Annotated in this window: 27 protein-coding genes; 5 read left to right on the top strand and 22 right to left on the bottom strand. The window is 63.5% G+C overall.

What is annotated here, in order from left to right; translation table 11 throughout:
• Position 1 precedes the first annotated feature (1 nt).
• Complete coding sequence (locus GPA22_RS13270; protein WP_169256533.1) at positions 2–1,426, bottom strand: sigma-54-dependent transcriptional regulator; 1,425 nt, start codon at positions 1,424–1,426, stop codon at positions 2–4.
• 34 nt (positions 1,427–1,460) lie between these two features.
• Positions 1,461–3,011, bottom strand: coding sequence for a sensor histidine kinase (locus tag GPA22_RS13265; protein ID WP_169256532.1), 1,551 nt, complete (start codon positions 3,009–3,011; stop codon positions 1,461–1,463).
• 261 nt (positions 3,012–3,272) lie between these two features.
• On the opposite strand from GPA22_RS13265, the gene GPA22_RS13260 reads away from it, so the two are divergent.
• From GPA22_RS13260 to GPA22_RS13250, 3 genes are all read left to right on the top strand, one after another.
• A complete protein-coding gene (locus GPA22_RS13260; RefSeq protein WP_246264348.1) occupies positions 3,273–3,797 on the top strand; it encodes a tetratricopeptide repeat protein in 525 nt (174 codons plus the stop codon).
• Between the two features lie 86 nt (positions 3,798–3,883).
• On the top strand, positions 3,884–4,759 hold the full coding sequence (locus GPA22_RS13255) for a hypothetical protein (protein ID WP_246264347.1): 876 nt from the start codon (positions 3,884–3,886) through the stop codon (positions 4,757–4,759).
• A gap of 14 nt (positions 4,760–4,773) precedes the next feature.
• Entirely contained in the window at positions 4,774–5,538 is a 765-nt protein-coding gene (locus tag GPA22_RS13250) for a type IV pili methyl-accepting chemotaxis transducer N-terminal domain-containing protein (protein ID WP_169256531.1), read from the top strand.
• 255 nt (positions 5,539–5,793) lie between these two features.
• Here GPA22_RS13250 and GPA22_RS13245 read toward each other — a convergent pair whose 3' ends face one another.
• The 20 genes from GPA22_RS13245 to GPA22_RS13150 form a co-directional block, all read right to left on the bottom strand.
• Complete coding sequence (locus GPA22_RS13245; protein WP_246264345.1) at positions 5,794–6,384, bottom strand: TlpA family protein disulfide reductase; 591 nt, start codon at positions 6,382–6,384, stop codon at positions 5,794–5,796.
• The gene (ccmD, locus tag GPA22_RS13240) at positions 6,365–6,571 is read right to left on the bottom strand and encodes a heme exporter protein CcmD (RefSeq protein WP_169256530.1); all 207 of its coding nucleotides are present in this window, start codon (positions 6,569–6,571) and stop codon (positions 6,365–6,367) included. Before ccmD ends, GPA22_RS13245 begins: the two co-directional genes overlap by 20 nt.
• Positions 6,568–7,341, bottom strand: coding sequence for a cytochrome c biogenesis protein CcsA (gene ccsA / locus GPA22_RS13235; protein WP_211169110.1), 774 nt, complete (start codon positions 7,339–7,341; stop codon positions 6,568–6,570). The genes ccmD and ccsA (GPA22_RS13235) overlap by 4 nt, the downstream gene beginning before the upstream one ends.
• A gap of 235 nt (positions 7,342–7,576) precedes the next feature.
• Positions 7,577–8,503, bottom strand: a complete 927-nt coding sequence (locus tag GPA22_RS13230; RefSeq protein WP_246264343.1) for a hypothetical protein — start codon at positions 8,501–8,503, stop codon at positions 7,577–7,579.
• A 53-nt stretch (positions 8,504–8,556) separates the two neighbouring features.
• Positions 8,557–9,222 carry a c(7)-type cytochrome triheme domain-containing protein gene (locus tag GPA22_RS13225; RefSeq protein ID WP_169256529.1) on the bottom strand — a complete coding sequence of 222 codons (666 nt, stop codon included), beginning with the start codon at positions 9,220–9,222 and terminating at the stop codon, positions 8,557–8,559.
• Positions 9,219–9,650, bottom strand: coding sequence for a c(7)-type cytochrome triheme domain-containing protein (locus GPA22_RS13220; protein WP_169256528.1), 432 nt, complete (start codon positions 9,648–9,650; stop codon positions 9,219–9,221). The genes GPA22_RS13225 and GPA22_RS13220 overlap by 4 nt, the downstream gene beginning before the upstream one ends.
• A 515-nt stretch (positions 9,651–10,165) precedes the next feature.
• Positions 10,166–10,801, bottom strand: coding sequence for a tetratricopeptide repeat protein (locus tag GPA22_RS13215; RefSeq protein ID WP_169256527.1), 636 nt, complete (start codon positions 10,799–10,801; stop codon positions 10,166–10,168).
• Positions 10,726–12,042 carry a hypothetical protein gene (locus GPA22_RS13210; protein ID WP_169256526.1) on the bottom strand — a complete coding sequence of 439 codons (1,317 nt, stop codon included), beginning with the start codon at positions 12,040–12,042 and terminating at the stop codon, positions 10,726–10,728. Before GPA22_RS13210 ends, GPA22_RS13215 begins: the two co-directional genes overlap by 76 nt.
• Entirely contained in the window at positions 12,042–12,854 is an 813-nt protein-coding gene (ccsA, locus tag GPA22_RS13205) for a cytochrome c biogenesis protein CcsA (protein ID WP_169256525.1), read from the bottom strand. Before ccsA (GPA22_RS13205) ends, GPA22_RS13210 begins: the two co-directional genes overlap by 1 nt.
• Position 12,855: 1 nt before the next feature.
• Positions 12,856–13,914, bottom strand: coding sequence for a cytochrome c biogenesis ResB family protein (locus tag GPA22_RS13200; RefSeq protein ID WP_246264341.1), 1,059 nt, complete (start codon positions 13,912–13,914; stop codon positions 12,856–12,858).
• 19 nt (positions 13,915–13,933) lie between these two features.
• Entirely contained in the window at positions 13,934–15,028 is a 1,095-nt protein-coding gene (locus tag GPA22_RS13195; RefSeq protein WP_246264339.1) for a 6-bladed beta-propeller, read from the bottom strand.
• A 2-nt stretch (positions 15,029–15,030) separates the two neighbouring features.
• The gene (locus GPA22_RS13190; RefSeq protein WP_169256523.1) at positions 15,031–15,972 is read right to left on the bottom strand and encodes an NHL repeat-containing protein; all 942 of its coding nucleotides are present in this window, start codon (positions 15,970–15,972) and stop codon (positions 15,031–15,033) included.
• A gap of 7 nt (positions 15,973–15,979) precedes the next feature.
• On the bottom strand, positions 15,980–16,375 hold the full coding sequence (locus GPA22_RS13185; protein WP_169256522.1) for a c(7)-type cytochrome triheme domain-containing protein: 396 nt from the start codon (positions 16,373–16,375) through the stop codon (positions 15,980–15,982).
• Positions 16,372–16,977 (bottom strand): c(7)-type cytochrome triheme domain-containing protein, encoded by a 606-nt coding sequence (locus GPA22_RS13180; RefSeq protein ID WP_246264337.1) that lies wholly within the window; start codon positions 16,975–16,977, stop codon positions 16,372–16,374. Before GPA22_RS13180 ends, GPA22_RS13185 begins: the two co-directional genes overlap by 4 nt.
• Before the next feature lie 168 nt (positions 16,978–17,145).
• Entirely contained in the window at positions 17,146–19,161 is a 2,016-nt protein-coding gene (locus tag GPA22_RS13175) for a serine-rich family protein (protein ID WP_343036044.1), read from the bottom strand.
• Between the two features lie 493 nt (positions 19,162–19,654).
• Positions 19,655–20,716 (bottom strand): peptidylprolyl isomerase, encoded by a 1,062-nt coding sequence (locus GPA22_RS13170; protein ID WP_169256520.1) that lies wholly within the window; start codon positions 20,714–20,716, stop codon positions 19,655–19,657.
• 184 nt (positions 20,717–20,900) lie between these two features.
• Positions 20,901–21,713, bottom strand: coding sequence for a cytochrome c3 family protein (locus tag GPA22_RS13165; protein ID WP_169256519.1), 813 nt, complete (start codon positions 21,711–21,713; stop codon positions 20,901–20,903).
• Positions 21,714–22,007: 294 nt separating this feature from the next.
• The gene (locus GPA22_RS13160; protein WP_246264335.1) at positions 22,008–23,180 is read right to left on the bottom strand and encodes a 6-bladed beta-propeller; all 1,173 of its coding nucleotides are present in this window, start codon (positions 23,178–23,180) and stop codon (positions 22,008–22,010) included.
• 66 nt (positions 23,181–23,246) lie between these two features.
• Entirely contained in the window at positions 23,247–23,999 is a 753-nt protein-coding gene (locus GPA22_RS13155; protein WP_343036051.1) for a cytochrome c3 family protein, read from the bottom strand.
• 88 nt (positions 24,000–24,087) lie between these two features.
• Positions 24,088–24,390: a c-type cytochrome gene (locus GPA22_RS13150; RefSeq protein WP_169256518.1), complete on the bottom strand. Its 303-nt coding sequence runs from the start codon at positions 24,388–24,390 to the stop codon at positions 24,088–24,090.
• Positions 24,391–24,536: 146 nt separating this feature from the next.
• On the opposite strand from GPA22_RS13150, the gene GPA22_RS13145 reads away from it, so the two are divergent.
• Positions 24,537–25,385, top strand: coding sequence for a c-type cytochrome (locus GPA22_RS13145; RefSeq protein WP_169256517.1), 849 nt, complete (start codon positions 24,537–24,539; stop codon positions 25,383–25,385).
• Positions 25,382–26,386 carry a c-type cytochrome gene (locus GPA22_RS13140; protein ID WP_169256516.1) on the top strand — a complete coding sequence of 335 codons (1,005 nt, stop codon included), beginning with the start codon at positions 25,382–25,384 and terminating at the stop codon, positions 26,384–26,386. Before GPA22_RS13145 ends, GPA22_RS13140 begins: the two co-directional genes overlap by 4 nt.
• The last annotated feature ends 28 nt before the right edge of the window (positions 26,387–26,414 follow it).

The following is a 26,414-nucleotide window of genomic DNA, read 5'->3' as shown; positions in this document are numbered from 1 at the left end:
TCTAGGTTCCTTGTTCGAAGTTGGAGTCGCGTGAGGGATGGGGATTGCCGGAGTCGCTCCTGTGGATCCCGAACGCTTCGAATTCCTCCAGCTTCCGGTACAGGCTCGACAGGCCGATACCCAGCTTCTGCGCCGCGGTGCGCCTGTCGCCACTCGTTTCGTCCAGCATCCGGTAGATCACGCCAGCCTCGAACTCGCGCAATTGGTCGCGCAAGCTCCGCTGGCTAGCAATCGATGTGCCATGAACGGGTGGGCGTGTGCCGGTGCGGGCGATTTCGGGAGGAAGATCGTCCAGGGTGATGCAGTTGTCCTCGGCGAGGATGCATGCGCGGTTGATCACGTTTTCCATCTGGCGCACGTTTCCCGGCCAGGGGTAACCGACTAGAAGCCGCTCGACATCTTCCGACACAGTCATGCAGGTGGCGGCGTCGCGCTGGTCGCGCGCCCGGTCGAGGATGAAGCGGATGAGGCTGCGGATGTCTTCCTTGCGCTCGCGCAGTGGCGGGATGTGGATGTGGAACATGCTGAGCCGGAAGAACAGGTCTTCCCGGAAGGTGCCTTCCTTGACCATCTGGCTGAGGTCGCGGTTGGTGGCGGCGATGATCCGGCAGTCGACGCGTCGCGACTGCTCGCTGCCGACGGCGCGGATTTCCTTTTCCTCGATGGCGTGCAGCAGCTTGGTCTGCATCAGCATCGGCAGTTCGCCGACTTCATCGAGAAAGAGGGTGCCCAAATCGGCTTGCAGGAACAGCCCCTTGCGGGCCTTGTCGGCGCCCGTGAATGCGCCCTTGGTGTGGCCGAAGAATTCGGCCTCCATGAGCGTCTCGGGAATCGCGCTGCAGTTGACCGGCAGGAACAGGTGTTCGCTGCGCCGGCTCTGTTCGTGGATCAGGCGGGCAAGGACGCCTTTGCCGGTTCCCGATTCGCCGGTGATCAGCACGGTGCTGTCGGTGGGGGCAACCTTGCCTGCCAGACGTTCCACCGCAGCCATCGAAGGCGATGTGAAGCGGAATTTGTCGGAATCGGCCTTGGCGAACTTGCGCAGGACGCGGTTCTCCTCGCGCAATCCGCGCAGCGCCGCGATCTGCTGCACCCGGTGCAGCATCTCCTCGACGTTGAAGGGTTTGGTGACGTAATCGGACGCGCCCAGACGCAAGGCCTCGACGGCCGATTCCATCGATGCGAACGCCGTGACCATGATGAAGTTGGTCTCGACGCCGGACTCCTTGATCGATCGCATCAGATCGACCCCGTTGCCGTCCGGCATCTTGATGTCGCAGAGTGCGAGGTCGACGTCGCCGCGCACCAGTTTCGATGCGGCCTCAGTGCAGTTGCGCGCCTCGTCCACCGAGTAGCCCGCCTGCCGGCAGGCGTCGGCGAGGATTTCCCGGACCGCGCGCTCGTCGTCGATGACCAGTATGTGCATCGAATTCCCTTGTAGTGTGGATGCCAGCCAGTTGTCAGGTTACCCGTTCGGGCGCACGCAGGGGCAGGCGTATGCGCGCCGTTGCGCCCTTGCCCGGCTCGGATTCGAGGGTCAGCGAACCGCCCGAGTCTTCGATCAGTTCGCGGCTGAGTGCGAGTCCGAGGCCGGTTCCCTTGCCGGCCGGCTTGGTCGTGAAATACTCGTCGAACACCTTGCCCAGCGTGACGGCGTCGATGCCGGCGCCGTTGTCCGCGATCTCGATCAGCGCTTCGGTTTCAGATGCCTGCGTGCGCACGAGAATCTGTGCGGGATGGTCCGCAGGCATCTCCTCAAGCGCGTCCGCCGCATTGAACAGAAGGTTCATCAGCACCTGCGTCAGGTGATCGCCTATCGCCCGTATGGCCGGCATCTCGCCGTCGAGTTCCGTCGTCATGGCGATACGGCGGAAACGCCGGTCGTAGCTGACGAATGCGCAGGTATTGCTGACCAGTTCATTCAGGTTGAGCAACTCCGGACGCAGCGCCTGCGGGCGCGTGAAATCGGCAATCTGGCGTGTGATCGCCGAAATGCGCTTCGCCTGTTCGAGAATCAGTCCGGGGTGGCAGGTTTCCCCGTGGTTGGGGCATTGCCGGATCTGCTGCACCTGGCTCATCGCGCTTGCAACGCCGGTAATTGCCGCGATGGGATTGTTGATTTCGTGGGCGAGCTGCGCGGCGAGCGATCCCACCGCCACCATCTTCTCGCGATGGAACTGCTCGAGGCGTGCCCGTTCGATGTGGCGTTCGCGCTCGCGCAGGTCCTGTTGCAGGCGATTGACCGCGTGCATGAGCGTTCCCAGTTCGTCATTGCGCGTGACGGGCAAGGGCGCGTCCCGGCTTCCATTCACGATGCCGTGTGCGTGTGCCTCGAGTTTGCGGATGTCCCATGTCAGACGGCTGAAGAATATGGCAGTGACGGCTCCCAGCAGGATCAGGCCGATCACCAGCATCGCGAGACTGCTGAGTGTAATTCGATCGTAATTTTCCCGGTACTGGTCCAGCAGCATCAGCCGGTGGGCGTGCGCGCCCTTTGTGATGCCGTCGAGTTCGATGATCAACTCGTTCAGCGTTGCGCGCGCGACGCCCAGGGTGGTGAGCGTCGGCGATTGCGCAAGATCGCGCACCAGCGCGTGCAGCTTGCCGGCGAGCATCAGAACGGTGGGATGGCGGTCCTGTATGGCCTCGAGCAGCGACAGGCTTGCTTCGACCTCGATCATCGAACGGATCGCCGAAGACGCGAGGTCTTCGTCCGAAAAGGACATGTTCACGGAGAACAGCGTGCGCGCCATCGACGTGTTGATCTCGAGGAGTTGAGCCTCGGTGCGGTGGGCGGTTTCGAGGTCCTGGACCACGCGCAGGAGGCCCTCCCGCTGCGTCTCGGTCGATACGCCGATCAGCAGCGAATAGGCCACCATCAGGATGAAGGCGATGATCCCCTTGGCCCGGAGCGATAGCGAGCGTGACTGTGGCGCCACGGATTCCTGTGGTCGAGGCTCGTCGCCGGTCATCTCGTAGAGACCGTCGGCAGTACTGGAAGTCGTGTTCATCTAGTGCCTCTGGGCGCGTACCACTCTGGTCGGGGCTGTCGGGCTACACTATGCGTACGCACCGACATTTTCTCAGATCGCGCGACTGCCCGCACGCTGGGGCTCGGCCCGGGAAACGTTATATATGAACGCAACGGCGACGATACGTTCGCTGCCGGACCGTAGGGTATGGTTATTGCATGCGAATCCCGCCAATGTGCCGGGAGCGCTGTGTTACCGCTTTCGGGAATCGATCTGGTTTGATAGAGAGAGGGTTCTTTCATGTTGCGTCGTCTGGCCTTTTGCATGATGTTGCTGGCGGGGGGAGTACATGCCGCCCCGATCGACGATGCGCTCCAGCAGTACGATGGCGGTCGGTACGATGCTGCCGCCAAGCAGCTTGCACCACTTGCGGAGCAAGGCAATGCGGTCGCCCAGGAAAAACTCGCGGTCATGTATTTCTATGGGCGCGGCGTGTCGGAGGATGAGGAGAAGGCCCTGCAATGGGCCCGTCGCAGCGCAGATCAGGGCAACCTCGATGCGATGTTCTTCATCGGCAACATGTACGTGTTCGGTGACAAGCTTCCCAAGTCGGTGCAGGATCCCGATCAGGAGGCTGCACGCTGGTATTTCGAAGCTGCACGCAAGGGCCATGCCGAGGCCGAGTATGGCCTGGGGCTGCTGTTCCTGGCAGGCAAGGGCGTGGTGCAGGACCAGGAGGAGGCCATGCGCTGGATCCGTTCGGCTGCCGACCATGGTCATCCCGGTGCGCGGTCGTTCCTCGGGGGGGCGAAGGCCGGACACTGAGCGGCTCGCGGCGCATATCTCGCAGTAACTCAGTTGCCACGGGCAGGACTCCGATTGATTTGATCGCAGAAAATCCGGAGAGGCCAATGAGATTGCGCTGGATGACGGGTTTCCTGGCCGCGGTGCTCGCCGCGACCGTAGGGGCGCAGGCGCCCGGCGACGGCGCGGATCAGCGGCGGCGCCTGGTCGAGCAGAAGATCCGGCTGGTCGACATCCTGATCAACTCGCCGGCGGCCAGGGGCGCGGCCGAGGGGCACGAAGCCGACGCGCGGGCACTCATCGAGCAGGGGCACCAGGCGGTCGACGACGCGCGCAAGGCGCTGGCCGACGGGCGGTTCGACGAGGCCGCGAAGCTGGCTGACGATGCCCTGCGTTCCGTGTCGAGCGCAGCGCGCCGCATGTCTTCGGGAGAGGGGGCGCTGAGTGAAAGCGCCCAGCGCAAGAACCTCCAGGATCTCGGTGACCAGGTGGGGATGTACCGCAGTTCGATCGAGGAGCTTGCCAAGGACCCGCAAAAGGGCACGGGGGCCAAGGCCCTGCTCCGGCGCGTGGATGGCCTGACCGCCGAGTCGAAGCAGCTTGCGGAGGCCGGCCGTCTCGGTGAGGCCGGCAAGAAGATGGCCGAGGCTTACAAGACCGCAGTCGAGGAACTGTCGCGCCTTCGCGCCGGACAGGAGGTCCTGCTTTCCCTGAAGTTCGACACGCCGGCTGACGAGTACGCATACGAGAAGAAGCGTTTCGCGAGCAACGAGATCATGGTGGACATGATGATCGCCGAAGGCCGCGCCGCGGGCGACAAGCGCCGTCTGGTAGACGGATTTGTCGAGGAGGGGCGCAGGCTAGGCACGCAGGCCGAAGAGCAGGCCAAGACAGGCCAGCACGCCGAGGCCGTCAAGCTGATGGAACAGGCTTCCGCCCAGCTCGTGCGGGCATTGCAGTCGATGGGCGTTCCGGTGTTCTGACGCGAGGGGCGTGAATGATACGGAAACTGGTCGTTTTCCTGTGGGCCCTGACGACGGTTCTTGCTGCGCATGCTGCTCCGCAAGCCGTGGCGACGGCCGCCGACGTCAATTCGGCTGGTGAGCTGCGCATGCTGTCCCAACGTCTTGCCAAGGCCTATACGCAATGGGGCCTGGAGGTCACGCCTGCTGTAGCCCTCGAACAATTGCAGGACTCGATCAAACGTGTCGAGCGCAGCCTGGAACGCCTGCGGCCGCTCGTGACCCCGGTTCCTTCGGCAGCGGCACCTTATGAGCGGCTCGTCGCCGAGTGGTCCGCACTGCGTGCGGTCGTTGCCGAGCCGGCGGACAGGGAGCGCGCGCTGCTCGCTTCCCGGCGCAGCCTGGCGGTACTCGAGAGTGCGGATCGGTTCGCTGCGGCGCTGGAATCGGCCGTCGAGGGCGGTCGCGCAAACGCGGTGAATCAGGCGGGGCGCCTGCGCATGCTCTCCCAGCGCGCGGCGAAGGCCTACATGCTCTACTCGTGGGGAGCCGAGACCGCGGCAAGCCGTCGCGAGATGGAATCGGCTTCCGACGAGTTCAGACGTGGCTTGACGGCCTTGGCAGCGTTGCCGGACAACACCGCGGAAACGCGTCGCGAGCTTGCGGAAATCGCGCTCCAGTGGGAATGGCTGGGTACCGCCTTGTCGGTGGAAGGGGCCGGATCGTATCGTCTGGTCGTCGCGGAGGCGGCGGACTCGATACTGGTTGCGACGGATCGCCTGGTGCGCCTGTACGAGTAGCCGGCAGCGCGCTGAGCTGCAAAGATCACTTCGCTCGAGGGGGCGAGATAGTTCGCGCCGTCAATTCATCAAGTCAGCGCCTGTTCGCTCGGCATGGTTGCCGTCGCGTCCGACGGGGCCTGGCTGGGGCCCCCGTCGACAGTTGCGTGCCGCCCCGTTCGAGCAGGCGATTCGATCCGGTGCGGTGCGTACGAATTTCTGGGGTTTCACCGGACGTGTTCGCGGGCCGCTGCTCCGCGTGGGATGGTCTTTCCGTCAGCGTTTCCGCGATGCCGCCGCGGGAAAGCGGCTGCGCACATCGCGTACCGTGGCGGCGTCGGCCCAGTCTCGCTGTCCCAGATGGCTGCCCAGGATGCGGCCGTCGGCCCCGACGTACAAGGTCTGAGGGAGCGCGACAACCCCCAGCGCGGTCATGGCCTGGCTCGGCGAGCCTGCAATGCTCACCGGCAGCTTGATCCCGTACTTGAGGAGAAATTCGCGCACCAGGTTGTGATCGGTATCGACGGACAATGCCAGCACGCGAATGCCGTCGGGGGCGAGGAGCGCTTCAAGACGCTGCAGAGAAGGCATTTCTGTCCGGCAGGGCGCGCACCAGGTTGCCCAGATGTTGACGACGGCCGGGCGGCCGCCCAGCCAGTCCTGGCTGCGAACTGCCGCTCCGTCGAGACTGATGAGCGACAGGGCCGGCATCGAGGCAGGCGGGCCGTCTGCGCCCGCCTGTGCCACCGCAGGAATCAGGAGTGCGGCGAGTGCAAGGGTGATGGCGGTCCGGCTGACCTGCCTCAGCAATGAAGCGATCCGGACCTTGATTGGCAGCGTTTTCCGATCAGAACCTCGAGTCCTCATTTCGCGGCTTCCTTTCCTTTAGTGCAATTTTGGCATAGCGGCCAAGATGCTCAAGGATAGAACGGCGCGTCAATGCGATGACCCCAATTTCCGTGAGGATCACGACGACCGTGACAAGGTAGGCGTTCCAGATGTACAGGCCATCTCCCCCCATCGACCAGAATTCGCTCCAGCCACTCCAGTTCATGATCGTGCTCCGAAATTCCGTGCAACCCATTCGCTGTTTCGTTCGCGCTTGAGGATGACATTTCGCAGCCGGGCGAGGGTCGCTGCGACGGTGTACGCGAACAATCCGAGACCCATCAGCAGAAGTCCCGCAGTGACGACGAGGTTTCCTGGTGCCGCCAAGCCGTGCGGTGCAGTGCCGTACATGGCGCTCCAACGGAACACCGAGAAATAGAGGAGCGGCAATCCAAAAGCGCCGACCAGCGCAAGCAGGCCGCTTGCCCGGTCTGCGCGACGGGCGTCATCGATCGCTTCCTGCAGGGCGACGTAGCCGAGAAACAGAAAGAGCACCAGGAGCTCTGCAGTCAGGCGCGCCTCCCATACCCACCATGTGCCCCAGATCGGTTTCCCCCAGAGGGATCCGGTCCATAGCGCCAGAAACGCGAACATTGCACCCGTCGGCGCGAGTGCCGAGGCAAGCATCGACAGAAAGCGCTGCCTTCTCGCGAGACCGTAGCCAGCCGTAACTGCGGTTGCGACATAGATAACGACCGATAGCCAGAGCGCCGGTGTGTGGATGAATGCGATGCGGTAATGTTCGTGTTGATGCGGATCCGTCGGCGCCAGGATCAGGCCGACAAAGAGGCCGAGCGAGCACAACACTGCGGCGGCCCAGCCAAACCATGGGTACAGACGCGTCGCCAGAACGTACCCGCGCTGCGGCGTCGCCTCCGACCAGGCGGTCAGAAGCGGCGGATCGTCCGAGCGGAGGGCGCTGCTGTATGCGGGCATTGGGTTGTGCGCGTTGGATTGCGGGGCTGTACGTCTCAGCTAGCAATCGGCATGCCGGCCTGGAGATGGGTCGGCATTCGGCCAGCGGCCCCAGCGCCGCGGGGGTTTGCGGACCGCGGCGAAAATGCCCGCTTGAGTGGTTTCCTGATATCAGGAAATTCGGCCCTTCCCGTTTGCGGGGGCGAGCCGTGCGGCCGCTGATGGGCCTGTGATCAAGTCCCGTGGCCGCGGAAGCTCAGCCGGGGATGTAGATACCCGCGCTGCGGATCGCCTTCACGAGCTCGCTTGTCGACTGTTCGAGCAGCTTGATGCCCGCTTCGTAGTCCTTGCGTGAGGCGGCCGCTTCGGCTTCGCCGCGCAGTGCGCCCGCAGTGGTGAGGAACTCGGTGACGCGCGGACTCATGGGCGCGCCCCCGAGCTTGTCTTCGAGCAGAACCTTCACGAGCATCTTGTGCGTCTCGTTGCGGTCGATCTCGTAGTGGTACTCCTCTTCCTTGGAAGCGAAGTTCAGGGATCTGACCAGCGTGTCGCCGGAGCGCATGGAGCTGACCGATGCCTTGGCGAGCAGGTAGGCCTGTTCGAGAATCGTGCGACCACTTGCGTACTGGCCGGCAGCAGCCTTGCGCTCGGCGTCGGCGATGAGCGCCTCGACCTGGCGGCTGCTTTCCTGCGATTCCTTGTTACCCTTTTCCGACGCAATCCGTTGCTGTGCGGCAAGGAGGGCGCGCACGCTTTCCAGTTTGTTCTTGTAGTCCGTCTCGACCTTCTGGGCGGTGACGCTCTCGGGTGCGGCGAGGCGTGCCGCCTCGAACATGGTCTTGCTTGCGGCGGACAGCAGAGTGGATGCCTTCGCGAGATCGCCCGCGTCGAAAGCGGCTTTGGCCTGCGTGTATTGTTCCTTCGCTGCCTTGCGCTTTTCCATGGCGGCCGCTTCGCCGCTGGCTTCGATCTGGCGTGCCGCAGTCGACTTTTCGATCAGTGTTCCGACCGATTCGAAGCGGCGTTCGAGCTGGGCTCGATCGGGCTCGTTGGCCTGGAGCCGGGTCGACGCACTGCCCGACGGTGCCGGTCCGCTCTGAGCCAGAGCGGAGTTGGCAGCGACGAGTGCCAATGCAAGCACTGCATGTCCAAGAATCCCTTTACGGCGGGTCGATTTCATCATTGCGGACTCCTGGGCATGCAGGTTTTCGACTTCAAAACGACTTGCTGACCGATTTACTGGCCAGTACGGGCGACCGGCCCATCCTTCTTCTTCGAGTGGCACAGACGGCACTCGGATACAGGGAAGGCGACCTTGCCGTGGCACACGCCGCACTTCTGCCCGAGAAGGATGGCCGCCATGCTGATCTGGTTGGCACCCTTTTGCGGGATGAAGATTGCCGGGTGGCAGTTGGAGCAGTCAAGCCATTCGGTGTGCTGCTTGTGCGGGTAGACGACATCGGGCATCGAGCCTTTCACTTCACGGACGATGTTCAGGTCCATCACCACCGGCGCCGCGTTGGGATCGATGCGGTCCCAGCGCGGGTTGATCGCGCGGTCTTCGAGGGCCTTGACCCAGTTCACGCGGTTTCCGGCATTGCTGCGCGGCAGCGTCTCGAACGCGGCCAGCGGCGGCATCAGTGCGGCAGTGCCTTCGCTGGTGGGGTCATGGATGCCGTCCTGCATCGGCGGCAGGTTGCGCTGGCTGGCCGGCTTCAGCAGGCGGTTGAAGCGGTTCACGTCGGTTGCCGGGGCCGCTGGCGCTGGCGCGGGGGCTGGTGCGGGGGCGGCAGCCGGCGCTGCGGCCGGCTTGCCCTTGGCGTCCTGGGCGGCGACGGCTGTCGAGCCGAACAGGCCGGCGGCAAAGACTGTCAGGAGAAGGGTAGGAATGCGGCGGGTCATTTCTTGCTACCTCCTTGCCCGACGGGAACAGCCAGTTTCTGGATGGTGCTTTCGTGCACTTGCGTAGGAGTGTTCGGTTTGCCGGAGTGGCACAGGTCGCAGTTTTCGACCGACCATGCGACTTCGCCGTTATGGCAGGCGCCGCAGAACTGTCCGTCGATGATCTTCAGCATTGTGATCTCGTTGCCGCCCGCCTTGAACTGGAATCCCAGGTCCGCGTGGCAGACCTTGCAGCGGAAGCGGATACGGTGGAACCAGTGCGGGAAGATCGCCGGCCGCATGCCCGCCGCGTCAGCATAGTTGTTGATGACGATGTCGCCATATTCGGCGCGGCTGTCGGCCGGGGTCCACAGCGTGATGGCCACCACGGCAAACAGCAGCGCAGTGAGCCCACGGCGGATTCTTGTTACCCACGGGACCTGCTTCATAGTTCAACCCTCTTGAAAACGTGAACCGTTCCAGCCAGCCAAATTGCCCGAGATTCCGCCGGCTGGCAACCTAACGAGTGTAATCGTCCCGGTCGCCGTACCAGACTCACAAGGCGCCGGAAGCTCATACTGTTGCACCGAGTTCGTCCATCGTTCAAACATCTGACGTCGCGATGGGGCCTCGATGTGTGTCGGACGGATGCGCCAAGCAAGAAACGCGCCGTCTTGCTATCACCATTGGCGTACTGTTTCGCAGCCTGCGGTGGCTGCTTATTCTCCGTTGAATGTAACTGTTTGTGTCGATCGCGAGAATGGATTCTTGAATTTAAGAATGCTATGGGCTGTTCCAGCGCTGTCGGCCTTGTCTCGTATTCTAGGACGTTGGCCGCGAGTTGCGCCTGTAACACTCGGTCGGGCGCGAGCCATTGCGCTCGGGTGACGGCAACTGCGGTGTGCCTCTGCCCTCGGCCCCGAAGGTTGGGGCCGACTGGCCGATTGTCGGCTGCGCTGTGGCGTCAGCGTCCATCGGTTCCTGCGCTGCCGACGGCAGCGGCAGGGTTCTGCTGTGCCGTACGCCATTCCCACAGGGCCGCCTCTGCGCGTGCCCGGAAGGGATCGTCAGCGGGTGCTCTATGGAGGTAGGTCTGCATGGCGCCCATGGCACCGGCGCGGTCCCCCAGCGCATCGAGGGTTATGGCGAGCCCATAGTAGGCGTTGATCTGCTCCTTGCGCAGTTCGATGGCCGACTGGAAGAAATCGTGCGCATGCTTCCACTGCTGGAGTCCGATCAGCGCGAATCCCATATTGACGTGCGCTTCCGGAAGCTCAGGACTCAAGGCAAGGACCTGATGAAAGGCGGTCAGCGCGTATTCGTACTGGCGCATGTGGAGCATGGCGACGCCTTGTTCGAAACGTGCCCGCACCTCCTTCATCGTCGCCGCGTTCGTCAGGGGATTGCGGGACTTGAGAGTGAGCAGGTCAGCGAAGGCGAGGCGCGGTGGCGGCTTGAGATCGCCACGTTGTGGCGCCAAAGCCAGCAATCCTCCGAGTGCCAGCGTGGCGAGAATCGTGATGGCTATCGCGCGGCGGCGAACGTCGCGGCGGCTGCGGGGGAGTTGTGCGGGGAGATCGGGCTCGAGGCTGCCTGGCATAGTTTGACAATCCGGGGTGCGGCAATGAGTGCGAAGTATCCGACACCGACGATCGTGACCGTGCCGCCCAGGCCGGTCAGCGCGGCGGCGATGATCGCAGGGAGCTCCGCCCCGGCGGCACTGAAGGCCACCTTGCGTGGGGCGCCGAGCATGCCGCTCCATGCGAGGCCGCAAATCAGCGTCGTGATGCCGAAGAAATAGATCGACAACGGCCTGCGGGTCGGTTCGGTTGATCGTTCGGCGCCCTGAGTCGGCGATAAACGCGCGAATACCGCAGCCATTTGTGCAAGCGTGAAGGCACCGATTGTACCGTGATAATGAGCCGGTATCAGGGTTGTCTGGCTGTCGATGGCGGCCCCCGCGAGAATGCCAATGCAATAGAGTCCGAGCGAGGCCGCAAAGCCGTCGGCACGACGGGCATTCTTCTGGAACGCGAGCAGCAGGCCGAAGGCCAGCGGAGCGGGCCAGTTCGACCAGCGCATGATCTGGGTGTGGAGGTCGTGCAGGGTGCCGTGATCCACGCCGGCAAGCAGCAGCGACGGAGCGATGATCGCGGGCAGCGAAGCGAGGGCGAACAGGGGGATTGCAATCGCCGGCGGCGGGCCGCTCGCGCCGGCGCGTTCCGACAGCCGCAGCCAGATCGACATCATGAGGGTGACGAATCCGAACTGCAGGATGTGGCCGGTGCCCCACAGGGCGTCGATGAGCGGCATCTCCCGATGCCACGCCAGCAGCAGGTAGATTGTCGCCATGATGAAGGGCAGGCGTGCGATTGCGAAGCCCCATTCGGCGACATCGCGGGGGCGGATCAGCGAGATGCCCGCCGTGCCCAGTCCTGCTCCGGCAAAAAGCGCCAGCGATCCGAGAAACAGCGGATGATCGAGGTAGGGGACGTAATTCGCGAGGACCGGGCTTCCCGGGGCCAGCAGGCCGGTTGCGATCACGCCGAGCGCCCCGGCGGCCCCGACGAGCTGCAGCGTGCCGGCAATCCGCTGACGGCGTGCGTCCAGCGTTTCAGTCCACAGTGCCGCTGCCATCGCAAAATACCACAGCAAGGTGGCGAGATTGACGTGCACCACGAGCGCGCGCGGAAAGCTGTCCGGTGGTACGAGGGAGGTCAGTACGGGGGTGCGGGCGAGAACGAGGGCGATGGCGGCGACCGCGGACAGGCCGAGCGATGATGCGGCGACCAGCAGCCAACGGTGCGAGACCCCGGGTGGCATACGCGGCCCTTGCGTCATCACACGGCCCCCTGATGCGGGGTGGCGGAGATGAACGGGACCCCGAAGAAGGTCAGGAAAGCCGTGACGAACACGGCGAGCACCAGGCCGGCGTGTACCGGGGGCGACAGGCGGTAGGCGAGACGGGCGTGAATCGTGAATGCGACCGTCAACCACGTGATGAAGGCCCACGTTTCGAGCGGATCCCAGGCCCAATAACGCCCCCACGCGTCCTGCGCCCAGATGGCGCCCGCGATGAGCATCAGGGTGTGGAAGATGAGGCCGATCGCCATGCAGCGGAAGGCAAGTTCGTCGAGTTGCGCGCTGGCGGGCAGCTGTGCGAGCCGCTGCAGCCCGATGCCGGCATGTCGCAGGAGAATCACGCAGGACAGGCCCACGGCCACCAGCACCGCGCCGAGAAACACCTTGCCGAGCCCGATGTGGATGTACAGCCAGGGGGTATTGTAGGTCGGGGGGTAGTGGCCCTCGCCGGGGTGGGCGACCATCAGCCAGCCCAGCATGATGAACATCAGCGGCATCACGATGGCAGCGGATGCGCGAATCCGCGGAATCCGCCAGTAAACCAGCGTGTAGGCGGTCATCAGGCTCCACACGTTCGAGCAAAGGATCTCGAACATCGTGATGAAAGGGCCGTGCCCGAGCCGATCCCAGCGCAGTCCGATCGACAGCGTCTGGAGCGCCAGTCCCGCAAGCATGAGCGCGAGGACCGAGCGTTCCGGCCGCTTGCCGAGCACCACGCCTACGACGGCAACGACACCGGCAAACACATAGGCCGTCACCGCGACCCAAAGGACCTGGAGTTCCTGTTCCATACTATGCGTCCCACGGCCTCGCCGTGAATTTTCTCCAGAAATGCGCGGCCAGACTCACGACCGCAACCGCACACGCCGCCAGAAGCCAGGGCAGGGTCCAGTCGTAGAACACGCGATAGCCCATCCAGTTGCGCAGGCCCTCGAATTCGAGCGTGCCGTCGGCAGTCTGCAGTGAGTCACCCGGATGCATTTCATGGCGCTCCCTGCCGATCCGGACGACAAGCTTATAGTGTTCCGGAAGACGGAACGATGTGTGTTCGGCAGGATCGAGAATGATTTCGTCGATGTCCAGCAACACCCAGATCGAAAGCGTGCTGCCGGGGGGGCTCCATTCCGCGGCCTGGCTGTATTCCTTCAGGGGATAAGGAGGAAGTTGCACGGACCCGCGGACGACATAACCATGAGTGTCGCGCCACCGGAACGTGGGGGCGAACCCCTTGTTGAATGTGGTGTAGAAGCGGTAGCCGGAAACGACCAGGGGTTTCTGATCGCCGATGAGTTCGTCGTGCCAGCGGCCGTCCGATCCTTGCCAGGCGACCTGATTGCGCGTGGCCTCTCGCTGCAGTCCGGGGGCGTAGTCGATGTGGAAACCCCGGTTCACGAAGCGCACGCCGGAGAGTGCACCAGCGTGCAGGGGGCCACGGTCGGATTCCGAGAGTTCGCCTTCGAAGGGCACATCCTCCGTAACGCCGACATAGCCGTTCAGGTAGGTCAGTCGTCCCGCCGCGACCAGCAAGAGCAGCACGACCAGGGCGAGGTGAAAGACGAGCAGCGCCGTCTGGCGCCGGAACACGCCGTTGGTCATCACTGCGGCCATCAGATTGATCGCCAGCAAGATGAGCGGCACCACCAGAGGCCAGGTTCGGGCGCCTTCCCGGAGGTAGGCGAATGCGACACCGACGCCCAGAAGTACGATCAGTGCGAGGGTCAGCCGGAGCGAAGCAAGGCGGCGCACCAGGCCCACGCCCGCGGAACTTCGTTCGGTCGGATCGCCGCTGTCCGTTCGCGCCTGCCCGGAGGCTGCTTGCGCCAGTCCGTTCCGCTTCACGGCGCCATCCATCGTGCCGTCCGTACTGCCATCATTCCTCGTCGGCCTTTGCTCCGCCAAGGTACTGGAAGATCGTCACGCGTCCGTTGAACGTATCGGCAACGAATACACGGTTGAAGGAATCGACCCAGACCCCTGCCGGGAGATAAAAATTGCCTGTCCCCTGACCGACTCCGCCGATGGGCATCAGGAAATCCCCAGACTCGTTGAAAATCAACAAATTGTCGTAATAGGATTCGACGATGTAGATATTGTTTTCGCTATCGACGGCGACGCCCTTGGGGCGAACGAGATTGCCATAGTAAAGACCGCGTCGTCCGATGATCTGCGGTTTGGCGTCACCCTCGAGCGGAATCGCCTGCACCCGGCTGTTCATCGTGTCCGTGACGTAAAGCTTGCCGTGGGCGACTGCGATGTGGGTGGGAAAATTGAACTCTCCGGGGGCCTCCCCGCGCTCGCCGATGATCTTCTCCAGTCGGCCGTCAGTGCCGAAGACCTTGATGTCGTGGGCGTAAGTGTCGGCGACGTATAGCAGGCCAGTCGCCGGGTCACGTGCGATCCCCGTGGGGCGCTGCAAGACGCCTGCCCCGATGGGCGGCAGCGGGTTTCCCTGCGCATCCAGATGCGCAACGACCTGCAGCTCCGAATCGGCAACCCAGATCCCGCCCCCTTCGGCGAGCGCGACGCCAATCGGGGAGACGAAACGCCGCAGGCCTACGGCGTACTCCCAGACCTTGAGTTCACCGGCGGGTTTGTCGAAGACGAAGACCGCGGCGCGACTCACGTCGCTGACGAAGATCCGTTCGCGTTCGTCCACAGCCACGGCCTGGGGCCGCTGCAGGACGTTCGGCTTTTCCTCCTCCATCAGGCCGACCACCCAGGCGAAAAAGCGTCCGACGCCTTTCGATTCGCCCTCGCGGACGAAATTTTCCTCGCCGGTGAGCTGGCCGGCGAACTGATAGCGGGGCACCTCCGGTTCGGCCGGCCACATGAGCCGCTTTCCTTCCGGCGCATCGAGTAGCCCGTAATGGAGGCGTGCCGGCGTGGACTGCGTCGCACATCCTGCCATAGAGATGGCAAGCGCAAGAATCAGCCATGGAAGAGCGGACGACACGGTGCGTTTCAAGCTCATCTCCGTGAGGGCGGGGTGATGCCGAAAATTCCGATCCGGCCGGCCGGGCCATCGGCGATGTACGCGGTATGGAAATCGATCGAGATTGCCGTAATGTCGACGAGCCCGAGCTGCGGGGGCTGCAGTGCGGCGACCAGCCTGCCCTGCTCAAAGATCTTGAGGCGTCGGTCGCCCCGGTCAACCACCCACGTGCGGCCGCCGGCATCGAGCGCAAGATCCGCCGGGTTCAGCAGTTCGCCTTCTCCGTACTTGCCCATCACGGCGCCCTCGCGATCGAAATCGACCAGGCAGCGGCAGCGCGGGTCGAATCCGGTGACGCGTTCGCGGCTGGCAGCGAGAAGCGTTGCTCCGCCGAATTCGTCGGAAAATCCGTCGCCGCGCCCTACAAGGGGTTCGCTCTTTCGCCCGGACGGGTGGAAGGCAAACACGCCCCCGGCCGCATCCGATATCCACGGCCGGTTGAGGGTGGGTTCGATGACGATGTCGGCGGGCTGAAGGATTTCGAACTTGGCGCTGAAGGTGGCAATCGGGCGCCCGTCCCTCGCAAGACGCGTCACCTCCCTGCGATCCGGGCGGACCACATAGACACTGCCGTCGGCACCGACCTTGACGCGTACCCCGGGCAAAGGCGGTACCTCGCGCAGGGGCGTGATCGACTGACTGACCGTGTCGATGCGCAAGAGCAAGCGTTGGCCGCTATCGGTAACGTAGAGGTCGGGACCGTTCGCGGCCAGGGCCGATGGGTGAAGCAGCTTGAGATAGGCGCCGGTAGGGGGACGCCCGGGAACCGGTGATGCGGGGGCCGAAAACCCGCCGACAATCATCCCTTGGGGCGAGAGAAAGGCGTTCGCCCGTTCGAGGGGGGGCGCGTCGGCGCCGGCAGCACCTGCGATCAGGGCCCACGCCAGGAGCATGCAGCCGGCTAGGGTACGCCACATGATGAATTCACCAACGTCCAGGTCCGAGTGTTTCGTGGCCGCCAAAAATGCCCGGGGGCAGGCCTGCCTTGCCGGAATGACACAAATCACAGTTCTCGACCGACCACGCGGTTTCCCCGTCATGACAGGCCCCGCAGAAGCGGCCATCGATGATGTCGGTCATCTTGATCAGATTTGCTCCTGCCCGCATCTTGAAGCCGAGTTCCGCGTGGCAGACCTTGCAGCGAAACCGGATGCGGTGGAACCAGTGAGGAAAGATCACGGGCCGCATGCCGGCTGCTTCCGCCACTCGATTGATAACGACGTCAGCATACTCCGCCGTCGCGTGCGGCGCTGTAAAAAATAGCGACGCACACAACAGCGCGGCGCTGATGATCCACTTCGAGGTCCGTCGCGCGCTCATTTCGATTTGCCCTCGGTCTTGCGCGCGGGCCCGCGTGCGTCCGGCGCCGCCGTCGCCGGCGTGGGCTTTGCCGCGGGTGCAGGGGGCTGTGCGGCGGCTTTTGCCGCGGCTTCGCGTTCGAGCTCAGCGAGCGCGTCGGCCCGCTTCACGCTGTGGCAGCGGGCGCATTCGGTCAAGGGGAAGGCCACCGCCCCGTGGCACACACCGCATTGTTCCCCCTGCAGGATCAGGAACATGCTGATCTTCGTCGCGCCTCTTTCCTTCTGAAACAACTGGTCGTGACAATTGGTGCAGTCCAGCCATTCGTTGTGGATGCTGTGAGGGAAGCGTACGACCGGCATGCCCCCATTGAGGTTCAACAGTACGTCCTTGTCGTAACTTTCGCTTTTCAAAGGCTTGCGCAAGCTCGAGCGCGGACTGATCTGCCCTTCCCGCAAGGCGCGGACCCAGCGTACCTGATTGCCTGCGGTGTCCGGCGCGAGGGGTGTCAGCGCATCCGCGGGCTGCTGCAACACCTTCGCGGCCGGGCCGTTGGGGTCACGCAGCCCATCCTTGGCGATAGGGAGCCAGGAGCGGTCGTCCGCGCTTGCGGCGGCCATCATGAGGAGGCACAGGCAGCAGAGGAAACGTCCCAGTAATGTGCGTCGTAGGCGAAAAGACATAGTTGCAGCACACCCGGTTCGGGCAGATCGATCCGACAGATTATCGGATTTAGTCGGCCCGCAGGGCAGAAGGTTGCACTCGGCAATATAACGTCCGGCCGATCGACCTCAGAACGAGCCGAACTCCCGGATAACCCGGAAGAAAATCAACTGGTTGCGCTGGCCTTCGATCTCGGCGATGCGGTACTGCAGCTCAGTATCGAGGCGGCCGATCCGATAGAACAGGCGCTGGTCGAGATCCAGCGTTGCACGGTCCTGTTCGCGCAGGGCGTCGGGATTGCCGAAACGCCGCGAGTCATCGCGGTTCGTGTTGGCACGGAAATCGAGCCGGTAGCGCAGGCCGCGGATGCCCAGGAATCGACGGTGGCCGTATCCGACGCCGCCGGAGAGACTCGTGTTGCCGGTGCGTGACGTGTCCTCGCGAAACAGCGGGCGCCCGAACTCGTCGATGAGGACGACCGGCTGATTGAGGTTCTCGGACTGCTGGCGCGACCACTGCCAGGTCAAATTCGAGTCGAGTTCCGAGTTTCCGTCGATGCGCCAATTCCCGGTAAGCTGGACGTTGAGCAACTGGAAGTTGGATGCTGCGTCCCCCCTAGTGCGGCTGTCCGAGAAGCTTGCACTGAGGTAGCCCGTGAGCCTGTCTCCCGCGTTGGCCTGCATGCTCAGGCTCGCCCCGTGGCCGAGCGTGGTTGTGCTTGACGATCCCAGGCCGGTGGTGCGGGAATTCGTGATCGACTGGTTGAGACTGCCGTTGAGCAACGTCTGTTCGCTCAGCTGCCAGCTCCGTACCAGACTATGTCCCAGCGATCCGTTCAGCGAACGGAAGGCACTGCCCTCACCCGAGGTTGCATTCGCGACGGATGCAGATGAGAACCACGTGTAGTCGTAGCTGCCCAGGCGCAGCGGGTCGCCGGTATAGCTCACGCCCAGCGACTGGTTCGAGTTCGTTCGTCTGTTGCTGTCGACGTTGAGGCCGACGGTGCCGAAGAAATTCAGGTTGCGGCTGGCCTGATAGGTGGCGCTTGCCGCGCCGCCCAGGGTCCGGTTCTCGAACGACGCTCCGCGAATCGTGTTGCTCGTCTGGAAATAGCGAAGGTTTGCCGAGCCGCGCCACTTGGAGTCCATCGGTGTCCAGTTGGCATAACTGAAGATCTGGGTGCTCTGGGTCTTCGCGGTGCTGCTGATACCCTGACTGCCGAGGTCGAACTGCTGACCGGTGATGCTCGCATTCGTGTTCAGGGAGAGTTCGTCGCTGAAGCTGTAGCCGTGAATGGCGCCGAGAAAGTAATTTTTCGATGACTGATCGACCGTGCGGCTGTTCGAGAAGTCGCCGGAGAGGTTGACGGAGTGCTTCCCCAGCGTATTCGAGTAGTTGCCGAAGACGCGGTCGACGGTGTCCGATCCGAAGGTTCCCGTGAGCTCGCTGCGATCGTAGCCGGCTGCGGCTGACCACTGCCCAAGCTGGGGACGGTAGTCCTGCCTTAGCGACAGGCGCGTCTGCTTTACGTTGGAGTCGGAAAAGGAGCCCTCACTGCGGCTGTCTGACACGGCCAACGAGGCGTTGAAGGGGAACCGGCTCTGCGGGAACAGGCTGAGCGATCCGCTACCGGTCACCGACGTGCCGATCAGATTGTTCGATGCGATGTCGCCGGACTCCTTGGTACGCACCGTGGTGAGTGCGAAGTCACCGGAAACGAGCGCGATGTACGGCTTCCAGATATAGGAATTGGCGCGAAGGCGTGCTTCATACACCTGGGCGGTCGAGGCGGTCGAGTTTTCCGAGCTGTTGTGCCTGAGGCCCACCGACAGCGTGCCCCCCCACCGTACCGGAGCCATACCCCAACGCTTCCGGGATGCGGCGGCCTCACCTGACGTGGCGCCGGAACCATTGTTTCGCGAGGGCACGGGGAGATCTGCCACGGCAGGTTCGGCATTCAGTTCATCGGCGGGCAGGAAGTCCCCGTCTCCCACGACCTTGGCATCCGACCCGGTGGTGGGGGATGCTGAACCTGTGTTGTCGGCCGCAACCATGACCGGTGCGGGCGACGTCCTGGGTGATTCGGTTTCGCGCCTCGTATTGCCCGATTTGTCGTCGACCGGATCTCGTGCGTCCGCTTTCACGCTTGTCGGGCGTCGAGCCGGAATGGGGAGTGCGTCCCCACTCGACGGTTTATCGCCCGGTTTCGGTTTTTCGGGCTGCTGCGTACGTTCGGGCGGATTGCCACTCGATGGTGGCGCGAGATTCTGGGCTGCCGGCGGTGTGGTAGCGTCTCCGGGCAGCTGGTATGTCCAGTTGAGAGCGAGGGGCGGAGGTTCCGACGCCGGGCTGGGCACATCTGTTTCGGCGACAGCCGCTGACTGGGCGTCAGCGGCCGTCGGGCGTTCCTGATGCAGGCTTTCCAGAATCGTTGCGAGTCGCAGACGAGGCTGCGAGGGGGGCTCCGCCGCTTGCGAAACGGATGCGGCAATCGCCGGAACAGCCGTCAATCCAAGAAGCACTCCGCCGCAGATAGGCGAAATGCGCCTGCGACAGACCGATGACGCCATGCCGAAGGTGTCGTGGTCCGCCGTCGTCATTTTCCCAGTGAGTATCGAACGCAACATTCCGCCGAGCTTATTTCGGGGTCGCCGGCCCCTTTTTGGCCAGAGCGGGGTAACGCTGCGTGTTCATTTCGAGCTTCGCCTTCTTCCGCAGCTGTTCCTTGAGGTTCCGCCAGGCCTCGTCGCCAAGATCGCGCATCAGGAGGTCGGTGGCGCGCGGCTTTACCGTGTCGAAGTCGTGGTGCTTGGGCGGTTGCAGGGCTTCATAGCGGAACAACGCAACACCCTGCAGCACTCTGGTGGGGACGGAAAGGTCGCCCGGTTTCATGCTGTCGATCTTTTCCTGGATGCCTTCGGGCAGCATGCCTCGGTGCATGTAACCGAGATCTCCGCCGTTGGCAGCGGAAGCATCGCTGGAGCGCTCTCGTGCCAATTGTGCGAAATCCGTGCCGCCTTCCGTGAGTTTCAGCCGCAGTGCGCCGGCCTCGGTTTCCGCCGCCTCCCATGCGGCAGTCGGCGACGAAGGATCGACTGCAAGCAGCAGAAGCGATATGCGCATCTTCTCGGGTTCGGTGAACTTCTCGGGGTGCTTCTTGTAGTATGCAAGCACCTTGTCCGGCGTCGGCTGCGGGACATTTCGCGTCTTGGCCTCGAGGGCCGCGAGCATGTCGTCCTCTTCCAGGCGTTGACGCAGCGACGGAAGAATCTGTGCGCGCTCCTGCTGCCAACGCGCACTCGACGCGTAGCGCTTCTCGTAGTTTGCGATCTTGTCATCGACGGCTTTCGCGTCGGGCTTCATCTCACGCCGCTTGATCTCCTCGACCAGAAGAATGCGGTCGATCATGGTGTTGGCGACATCCCGAACAAGTTGTTCGAGTTCCCCTTCGGGGGGCGTGCCATGATAGAACTTCTGGCGGATGGCCTCGCGGGTCGCGACATCGAAATCGGCGGAGCTGATCACCTTGCCGTTGACGACCGCGACGTAGGGTGGCACGGCATGCGGGTCGGCCGGTTTCTGTGCCGCGGCCGGCGTCGGCGCGGCGGCGCCTGCCTTCTGGCTATCGGCTGCGTGGACGCCAAAGGCAATGAACATGGAGGCGAGAGCGCCGGTAACGGCGCAAGCGATCGTTTTCATCAGGAGGTCTCGTCTGCTGGGCTGCCAGTGTCCATTCGGGCCGAAGGTGGCGCAAGCTGGTGATGATGCCCAATTGTGACAAAAAAAAGGTCAGGCGACTGTGTCGCCTGACCCCTTTCGTGACCGCGGCTGCGTCGTTCGTGTGGCAAATGTGCGCAGTACTGATCCGCGGTCTATGCCCGACTTACTTGGTGTGGCACGACAGGCAGATCTGGCTGCCGGAGGTCGTCACACGCATGAACGCGATGTTGTCGCTGCCTTTCGACGGAACGTGGGGATCGTGGCAGGATGCACATTCCACCGACGGACCGGCGCCGGCGCTAAAGGTACGCGTATAGAGAATGATGTCGTTCTTCGTACGCGAACCGGCGTTCGTCGTATCGACCCAGAAAACCTGGGTGTTGTTGATGTTCTGGGTGACCGGCCGCACGAAGTCGCCGTCCTTGCAGTTGCCGCTGACGACCGCGGCACTGCCGCTCAGGCCGCCGCCGCAGTACTGGATACCGATCGGGTGGTCGTTGGTGAGGTCCTTGGACAGGTTGGCGACACTGGTCGCGCTGATCGTTTCGGCGCCGACAGTCCAGGTATAAGGACGGTTCGAGCCGGCTGCAACGAGGCCGCCGCTGCCCGGTGCGTTGACCAGGTTGTCCATCGCCTGGGTGCCGTCGTGGCAGGACAGGCAGGCCGCCGAAACCGAGCCGACTGACAGCACCTGGCCGTCGATGGTCGACGAGTTTGCGGTCGAGTACGTGGTGTAGCCGGTGCTCGGGGGCACGGCCTTGTTCCACAGCGGAGCGGACGCGCTCGTATTTGCAGCGTGCGGGGTATGACAGAACACGCAGATCTGTTCGGTCGAGCTCTGCCGGTTCGGACCGGTACCAGTCGCGGCCGTCAGGTTGTGCGGCGTGCTCTTGATGCCCGTAGTCTGTGCCGAGGCGGAGCCGGCGATCACTGCGAGCGCCACGGCCGTCAGTGACAATTTGAAGATTTTTTTCATGGTAACCCCCGATGGATGGTTAAACAGTTTGTTAGTCACGCAGGGGGTTGCCTGTGCTGCCGGACCCCGCCACCAATGACCTTCAAAACCAAATTCATTGTTGCAAGCACTATTAGCAGGTTCCGGTCCACCTCCGTCAGGGGGTGTTGCGAAACGTTGTGGTGTTCGCAGATTGCTTGCGTGGCGGGGGTTTGGCGCGCGGCACAGGAGGGTTTTCACTGCGCCGCGCAGGGTGGGGGGTACTGAAATCAGGGAGGTGACGTTGGGATATTCCTGATCTCGGGAAACGAATTATCAGCGTTTGGAAGCAGTTGCCCGATTCACGAGGAAGCCCTGATCGGCCGGCAGGTTGTAGGGTCTGAAGACGTCGATCTTGGAGAACCACTGATCGACGAAGAAGATCCGGCCGTCCTCGTCAACAGTGATCCCCGAAGGCAGGATGTATTGGGCAGGACCACCCTGCTCCGAGCGGTTGCCGATGAACATCAGCAGTTCGCCATCGGGGTCGAAGATCTGGAAATTGCCGAATGCGGCATCGGCAACGTAGACATTGCCGTCCTTGTCAGCCGCGATCTCTTTCGGCCGGGCGAAGTTCCCGAGTTGTCGGCCGACCGCTCCGAAACTGCTGTGGAAGCTGCCGTCCGAATTGAAGATCTGGACGCGGAAATTGCCACCGTCCACGACATACAGTCTCCCGTCCTTGCCGATCGCCATGTCGCGCGGGAGATTGAACTCCCCCGGGCCGGATCCGCGTTTGCCGATATCCATGACGTGGCGGCCCGTGGCGGTTTCGAAGACCCGGACGCGGTGGTTCTCGGATTTGACGCCGCCGATGTCTACAACGTAGATGCGTTGTCCAGCGGGGTCGACCGTGACGCTGGAGATGCGGTCGAAGAGATCGCTGCCACCGATCTTGCGCAGGAATTTCCCGTCGCGGTTGTAGATCATGATCATCTTCTGTGTTGCGTCGGCCACGTACAGGCGTCCTGCGCGGTCGACGTCGAGGCCGAGCGGCTTGACGAGCTGGCCGGGCTCCTCGCTCCCGATCGTGAAGTACTTCGCCGCAGCGACGTCGAAGACCTTGACTGCGCGCTCTGCAGAATCGGAGACGAAAATCCGGCCGCGGTGGACGGCGACGGCGTAGGGTTTCGTGAGGAAGTAGCCGGAGCGCTGGGCGCCCGTGACCATGCGTCGGAACGCATCGTCGCTGTTGTCGATTTCGACGTCGGCCGAGCTGGTGATCGTGCGCTCATAGACGAAGCGCGGTTCGTCGGGAGGCCCGGGGAATACGAGGGGGCCGGCGCTGACGCGAGCGGGTCCGGTGTCGCCCAGTTCGGCGCATCCCGTGACCAGAGCGACAGTGCTTGCGAAGACGCAGGCGAGAAGAAGCGAAAGCGTGCGGGAGGCTTGCGGGCCCGACTGGGGCGCATCATGGCGTGGGAACAGAGTCATCGGCTTATCGGGCAAGGATGGTCGGAATGGAAAGTACTGCGGTCATTCTCAAGCAGCTTCTGTGCGCGGCGAAGCCGGTTGCTACTTGACATGGCAGGTGAGACACAGTTCGTTCGGGTTGCTGTCGGCGCGGAGGAACAATGGCCGCACGGTATGCGGGTCGTGGCAACTCGCGCACTCCACGAACGGGATCTCCGTCTGGTCGGCCTGATCGACGCGCACATAGAGGGGGACGTCGAGACGGCCACGCTGGGCTGAAGCGGTGTCCTTGGATACCCACCATACGGGACGGTTGTCGACGATTCCGCGGGTGGCCAGGCGGAAGTCGTCGTCGAACTTGATTTGTTTGCCAGGGTTGAAGAGCTTGCCGGATTGCTTCAGCTCTTCGCGGATCTTCTGGCGCTGCTCGGGGGACAGGGCGCCGCGGTAGGGAACCGCGAACGGGTGATCGAGGCTTCCGCCGGAGATTCCGAATGCCTGGGCAGAATCGTGGCAGGAAAGGCAGGCGATCGACTGCGACCCGATGGCTTCGCTTCCTTCCTTGCCGATGCGTCCGATGTCGTCGAACATGAGAAAAGTGCTGCCATCCGGGACCGAGCTCTGCCATTTGGGTTGCGCCGCATCGACGGGGTTGGCGTGGGTCGGGGTGTGGCAGAAGATGCAGATCTGGCGGGGGTCGACGCTGCGGGTGCCGTCGGGCGACTGCGTGAGGTTGTGCTTGCTGTTGCGCATGTCGATCCGCTGCGCTGTCGCCAGATCGCCCCAGAGGAGCGTGCAGGCCAGCAGCAGCGTGGTGATCGCTGCGATCAGGCGGGAAGGAGGTGTGGTGAGCACGCTGCGCAATTGTCGCTCGCAATATCGTCGCCGGATTTCCAAACGGTGGAACCCGTTCTCAAGTTCGGGATCCTGGCCCGGGCGGTTTCTAACGAGACAGTGAAACCATGTATTCGACTGCCGCCTTCACCTGACTGTCCGCAAGCCCAGGGTTGCCGCCCTTCGGCGGCATCCCGCCTTTGCCCCGAAGTGCCGACTGCTGCAATGCGTCGAGCCCTGCCGGCAGGCGCGGCGCCCAAGCGTCCCGGTCACCGAGGATCGGGGCGCCGGCCACGCCCGTTGCATGACAGGCGCGGCAAATTTGAGTATAAACCGCCTTGCCGTCAGCAGCTGCAACATTGGCTGTCACGACGAGGAGTGCCAAGCCGGCCGTTGCAAGGATATGTTTCATTCTGGTCCCGTCGCTGAATCGCAATGCTGGTCCGAGGCGCCGCAGGTGGTTGGATCGGTACCCCTAGCAATGCACATGCCACCTTCGAGAGCAGGTCGGTTCGGTTCTTGCATCAACGCTGAAGTTTTTCGACCTAGAGGTATCTTGTGAATCAGATCAAGCAATTCACGCAGGTCCTGCGCGCGTGTGCAATTGGTGTTGGTGTGGCGCTGAGCTTCGGCGCGAGCGGCAGCGCGATCAAGGCCGACGTGCTCTATCACGAGTATTGTTCGGTGTGCCATGGGGACCGGGGCGACGGCAATTCGCGGGCGATGAAGAGCCTCAATCCTCCGCCGAGGGATCTGACGAAGGCGGGGCCATCACTGCCGCGCGACTACATCCTCCACGTCATCACCGAGGGCAAGCCCGGGACGGCAATGGTGGGATTCAAGTCGCGCCTGAATGCCGAGCAGCTCGGGGCTCTGGCCGACTATGTGCATACCGAGATCGTCAGCCGCGGTGCGGCCATTTCGGCCGGCCTGGTGAAGGGTATTTCGGGGACTTCGGGGACGACGGGCGGAACGGGTTCGGTGCCCGCTCCTGCGGGCAGCGCGGCGCCGGTCCCGCCGATCGCGGCACCGCTTCCGGCAGTCAAGCCGGTGGCGCCCGGGGAACGTGCCGACATGGGGGCGCCGTTTCCGTCCGGACTGAAGGGCGATGCGGCCAAGGGACAGGCCTTCTACGACAAGAATTGTGCCGAATGCCACGGTGTGAAGGGGGATGGCCAGGGGCCGCGTGCCTACTTCATTCGCCCGGTGCCGCGGGATTTCATGCAGGAGCGTTCGCGTCTGACGTTGAACCGTCCGGCGATTTACGCGGCCGTCTTCTTCGGACGCAACGGGACCGAGATGCCGGCATGGAGCAAGGTGCTGAGCGAACAGGAAATCGCCAACGTCTCGGAATACGTGTTCCAGAGTTTCATCCGTTCCGGTGAGAAGGCTGCCAAGGCGAAATGATCGGACGTATCTGGCTGGGCGGGTTTGCCGCGGCATTGGCCGCGGCCTCGTTCACGGCGCCGGCGTTTGCCGCCGACGCAGGCAAGGACGCCCGGCATGAGGCCGGGCGCAAGATCTACAATTTCCGTTGCTACTTTTGTCACGGCTATTCCGGGGATGCGAAGACGCTGGCGGCGACGTATCTCGCTCCCAAGCCGCGCGACTTCACGAAGGACGACGAGAAGTCGATCAGCCGTGAACAGATGATCGCCGCGGTGCGTGACGGGAAGCCCGGCACGGCGATGAAGGGCTTCAAGGGCATCATCTCCGAGAGGGACGTCGAGACCGTCGTGGATTTCGTGCGTGCGGAGTTCATTCGTGCCAAGGCGGTGAATACGCGCTACCACACGCCCGAGAACGGCTGGCCCAACCACGAACGGAACAAGGTGGCGTTTCCCTTCGCAACGGGGGCTATTCCGCTCGATCGCCCGTGGGATCAGCTCAGTCCGACCGAAAAAAAGGGCAAGCGGCTGTTCCTGTCGACGTGCATTTCCTGCCACGACCACGCGCGGACCGAGGATCCGGGGCCGGTGTGGGGGGGGCGGCCGCTGTCCTACCCGCGCAACCATTTCGATCCGGGCGATTTCAACGCACCGCCGCCGACCAAGGCCGATGCGATCGCGAGCGCCAGTCCGTATGCCTTGCATGACGTGGTGCCGCAGGTGTCGGGCCTGACGCCCGGCGAGAAGCGCGGAGAGACCCTGTTCCAGGCGAACTGCGCCTTCTGCCACGGCGCGACCGGCACGGGGCGGAACTGGATCGGCAGCTTCATGGAGCCGCATCCCCGCGACCTGACCGATCCGAAGTTCATGAAGGACATGACGCGTGGGCGCCTGGCGCACACGATCCGGGAAGGGCTGCCGAACACGTCGATGCCTGCCTGGAAATCGGTGCTGAAGGATGACGAAATCGATGCGATCATTGCCTATGTTTCGCGCGTGTTCCATCCGGTGAAGCCGTAGGAAGGCTGATCGCGGTCGGCGCCGGGCG

Source organism: Aromatoleum toluvorans (assembly GCF_012910905.1).
Classification (GTDB): Bacteria; Pseudomonadota; Gammaproteobacteria; order Burkholderiales; family Rhodocyclaceae; genus Aromatoleum; species Aromatoleum toluvorans.
Note: the sequence above shows the minus strand (reverse complement) of the source record. Positions and strands in the feature narration are given on the sequence as shown.